3 protein-coding genes and 1 pseudogene are annotated in these 3,697 nt (G+C 63.0%); all 4 read right to left on the bottom strand.

Annotated elements, in window-relative coordinates; genetic code table 11:
* Positions 1 to 993: 993 nt before the first annotated feature.
* Positions 994 to 1,281: a hypothetical protein gene (locus EP26_RS30050; protein WP_157033949.1), complete on the bottom strand. Its 288-nt coding sequence runs from the start codon at positions 1,279 to 1,281 to the stop codon at positions 994 to 996.
* Positions 1,282 to 1,418: 137 nt separating this feature from the next.
* Positions 1,419 to 2,339 (bottom strand): Bug family tripartite tricarboxylate transporter substrate binding protein, encoded by a 921-nt coding sequence (locus EP26_RS30045; protein ID WP_211259624.1) that lies wholly within the window; start codon positions 2,337 to 2,339, stop codon positions 1,419 to 1,421.
* Between the two features lie 322 nt (positions 2,340 to 2,661).
* Positions 2,662 to 3,366, bottom strand: a complete 705-nt coding sequence (locus EP26_RS38875) for a DDE-type integrase/transposase/recombinase (RefSeq protein ID WP_408735129.1) — start codon at positions 3,364 to 3,366, stop codon at positions 2,662 to 2,664.
* A 192-nt stretch (positions 3,367 to 3,558) separates the two neighbouring features.
* Positions 3,559 to 3,697: pseudogene (locus EP26_RS37920) on the bottom strand (DDE-type integrase/transposase/recombinase); the annotation flags it as partial.

Below are 3,697 nucleotides of genomic sequence, written 5' to 3'. Positions count from 1 at the left end.
CTCAAGGCCGCTACCCCGGGCGGCCTTTCCTTTGCGTCCAGGCCGATTGCGGCAGCGCCGGCTCACCTGCGATAAGACCCCCTTACCGCAAGTGATGCAGGGCTTGCCGCAATCGGGCTGCAGGCAAAGAAAAGCCGCCCTTGTGGTCCGAAGGACGGCTTTGAAGGCGGGGTTGAGTGAACCCTCGAAGTTCCAGCCCGAGCTGAAGGGCCGCGCTGGTTCGCCACCGCACCACTTCATAGGCTAAACGGCACTGCCTCATTCAACTTTCGGGCAAAGGAAAGGCCGCCTGTTGGGAGCCAGGCGGCCTTCAAGGTCAGGGAGGAAAGGGTAGTCAGTAGCTCGCCAACGCCCTTTTTGCCGGGCCGGTTCGCGAGCATTCCACAGGTGATGCAGGGCGTTCCGCATCCGCACCCACAGTTGCGCTGCCGCCTTCAAGCGGCAGGCAAAAAGAAGCCCGCCCTCTCTGACCGAGAGGCGGGCTAGTGTTGGAGGTATCTGTCTTGCGCAAACTGCTGAGGAGTGGGACCACCTCGCGTTCTCACAACCCCTGGCACAGGGAAGAGATCCTAAATATTGCACTTCAGGATTGTAAAGCCGCTTGCCGCAAGTGATGCAGGGCTTGCCCTAGTCTTTAAAGTCAAAGGCTTGCGTCGCATTGGCACCCGCGGTTGCCTTGACCAGCCTTGGCCCATTGTTCTCCCAGCGGCTGAGCGGAGCTGATGGTTTTGCCAGATCCGCGGTCGCCGGAGACTCCGCAGCAGGAGGATCGTCTGCCAGAAACCAGGAAGTTGTGGGTTTATTGAGGGCCGAGATAGGTGGCGGGGGAGCGAACCGATGGCAATCCGCTACCAGGGTAAGACAATGCCTGGCTCCCCGCCACCAGCAGTATGCCGCCCAACCTTGGGCTGCACAGGCGATAGGACCGTGAGCTCAGATCATGAGATAGCCGCTTTACAAGGGTTCTGGTGCTTCAGCACTTGCTTATAAGCACTATGGATCCGATGCCGGCACCAGCAATCCCAGGCGGCCTGCTGCGGCCTCGAGCTGCTCGACATCGCCTTCACGCCATTGATGCCGGGTCAGTAGCTTGGTTGCCTCGGCCGCCGGCATCCCGGGCGCGACACCGATCTCAGCTGGCTTGATGATGCCTCGTTCGTCCAGCTCGCGGCCGATCGCCATGCGCAACCGGATGGTCTTCAGTCGGTCGGCGGCCCGGCGCTGGCGCTCCTCGGACCAGGGCTTGGGCTTCACTGGCGGCGGCGACTGGTCAGGGAGCATGCTCATAGCCGATATGTGGCCTTGATGGCAGCCGTCGTCACCCCGGTAACAATGTGGTGAGAAGGGATGTGCTCGGAGAGCTCGCGCGCCGTTCGTCTCTGGCCCGGTTCCAGTCGTGCCGATTGTCGCGCTTCCTGTCAGTCCAGCTTGGCGGTAGAGGCCACCTCGCTCCACTTGTTCACTTCGCGGCGGATCAAGGCATCAGTTTCCGCAGGCGTGGAGGCTACCGCCTCCGCCCCCTGGTTGGCCAGTTGCGTCCGGACCTCCGGCATGCGCGCGATGTCCTGCATTGCGTGGGACAGCCGCTCGACGATCTCTCCGGGTGTGCCGCGCGGCGCCAGTAGCCCGTAAAGCGTGCTCACGTCGAACCCCTTCAGGCCCAGCTCATTCAGCGTAGGCGTCTCCGGCATCATCATGGCGCGTGCCGCACTGGTCACTGCGAGCAGTCTGATCCTGCCGCTCGGTATTGCCGGGGAAAGCGCCGGGAGCGTCTCGAGCACTAGGTCGATCTGCCCGCTCAACAGGTCGTTCACGGCCGGCCCGCTGCCGCGATAGGGTACGTGGAGCAGGTCAATCTCGGCGCGCTGCTTAAAATGCTCGCCGGTGAGGTGCTGCGTGGACCCGTTGCCGGCGGAGCCGTAGGTAAGGGAGCCTGGCTTCGCCCTAGCCATGGCTAGTAGCTCCTCCAGCGAGTTCACACCGAGCGTGTCGCGCACCGCGACGGCCAGGGGAACGGAACTGCCCATCGAAACGCCGACGAATGCGGCGAACAGCGCATAGGGAGGCCGCTGTGAGGGAATGACAGCGTGTATGGCGAGGCTGCCGATCGCACCGAAGAGCAGGGTGTAGCCATCCGGTGCCGCCCGCGCGACGAATTCTGCTCCGATCTCGCCGCCGGCCCCGGCTCTGTTCTCAATGACGACCGGCTGCCCGAGGTGCTTCTGGAGATGCCGGCCATAGATGCGAGCGGTGATGTCGGTGGCGCCGCCGGGTGGATAGGGCGCCACGAAAAGGATGGGCTTCGCTGGCCAGGGCTCGGCCAGGGCAGGGTGGGCCAAGGCCAACCCCGCGGTGCCGGCCAAGCTAGCGATGACTTCGCGTCGCGCTATCACGAGACAACTCTCGGCATGGGGTGAGACACAATCTGAGGCAGGCAGCTTCCGATGGTGCGGCCGGCATACGTACGATGGAAGCGCTTATCCTCCCGAAGTGTTCCAATGAGCAGGCGTTTGGCAGCTGACCTTGGACCCGCTTCCGGCCGAAGGTCCACTTTGTGGCGTAGTAGCCGCGCGTCGGGCCACCAGCGCCGGTGACCCGCACGGTCGATGACGGCGGCCGACGGCTCGGCTTTGCATCTCTCCACCCCACGGGCCAGTTCTGTCAGCACTCACGTAAAACCTGACGTCGCGGGTTGGACGGCACGTCCCTTCTACGCTGCCCCGAGAATGGTAAGCGCAGTGGCTGCACGACGAAGGTGAAGCAGGCGACGGCGGTTGGCAGAGATGTGCTGGTTGTGGCGGGTTTGAGGGCGGAGCAAGTTGCGAAGTTCGTCGTAGCTTCGGCAGAACCGGTATTCTGATTCGAAGCTCCTGAAGCCGCGCATACATCGAATGCGGCCTTCACGCCGTGATGATCTTGTTCCAGTCTGTTATTTTTATAAGCGCTGCTCCGATGGACAACTCGCCGACCAAGCGTTGATCGGATAGCTTGTGGGTAGGAGCCATGCCCGTCCGTGGTCACCTGGTTGGGGACTTGGCCGGTGACCGACTTCGCAGAGCGGAAGAAGACTTGAGCCGCCGCCATGTCGCGGTACTCGCTCAGCATGGTGTCGACGAGATCACTATGGCAGTTAATGGCGCGATACAGGTAGCACCACCGGCCTCGAACCTTGAGGTAGGTTTCATCAACCTGCCAATGACGGCTGCGGACACTGCCCCGCCGTGCCGTCGCTGTCGGGGTTCGTGGGCCAGGATGGGCGCGAGCTTCGCTTCCCAGCCCCGGACGGCCTCGTGGCTGAAGACAATCCCACGTTGAAGGAACATCTCGCTGAGATCGCGCAAGGTCAGGCGGTAGCGCAGCCGCCACAGCGGCATTGTCAACTTGTTGGGCTGCAGGGCGTGCACCATCGTGCGGCAGCACGACCTACGCCTTATGCTGCCATCTGGACGCAGGTTTCCTGCCGCCATATCCGGAATGCCTTGTCGCGGGCACGGCGGTACTGTCCGGCCGTCATCAGGTGACGCCGCGGTCGGAAATGGCCGTAGATCATGGCGTGAGACGACAGGAACCGCTGCGCCTGCCGGGGTGACTTGAAGCGCTGCATCTGCCTCTCTCGACGCCGGGTTGGTCGATGGGAGTTCTCAGCTCTGTTGTTCAGGTAACGGCTGGTTCGGTGCCTAACTCCGGGCATGACCTC

Source organism: Belnapia moabensis DSM 16746 (genome assembly GCF_000745835.1).
Classification (GTDB): Bacteria; Pseudomonadota; Alphaproteobacteria; order Acetobacterales; family Acetobacteraceae; genus Belnapia; species Belnapia moabensis.
This window is presented reverse-complemented; position numbering and strand designations above follow the sequence as displayed.

Excerpts from the sequence above, each read along its gene's own strand:
- EP26_RS30050 (WP_157033949.1), bottom strand. The coding sequence starts at position 1,281 with ATGCTCCCTGACCAGTCGCCGCCGCCAGTGAAGCCCAAGCCCTGGTCC.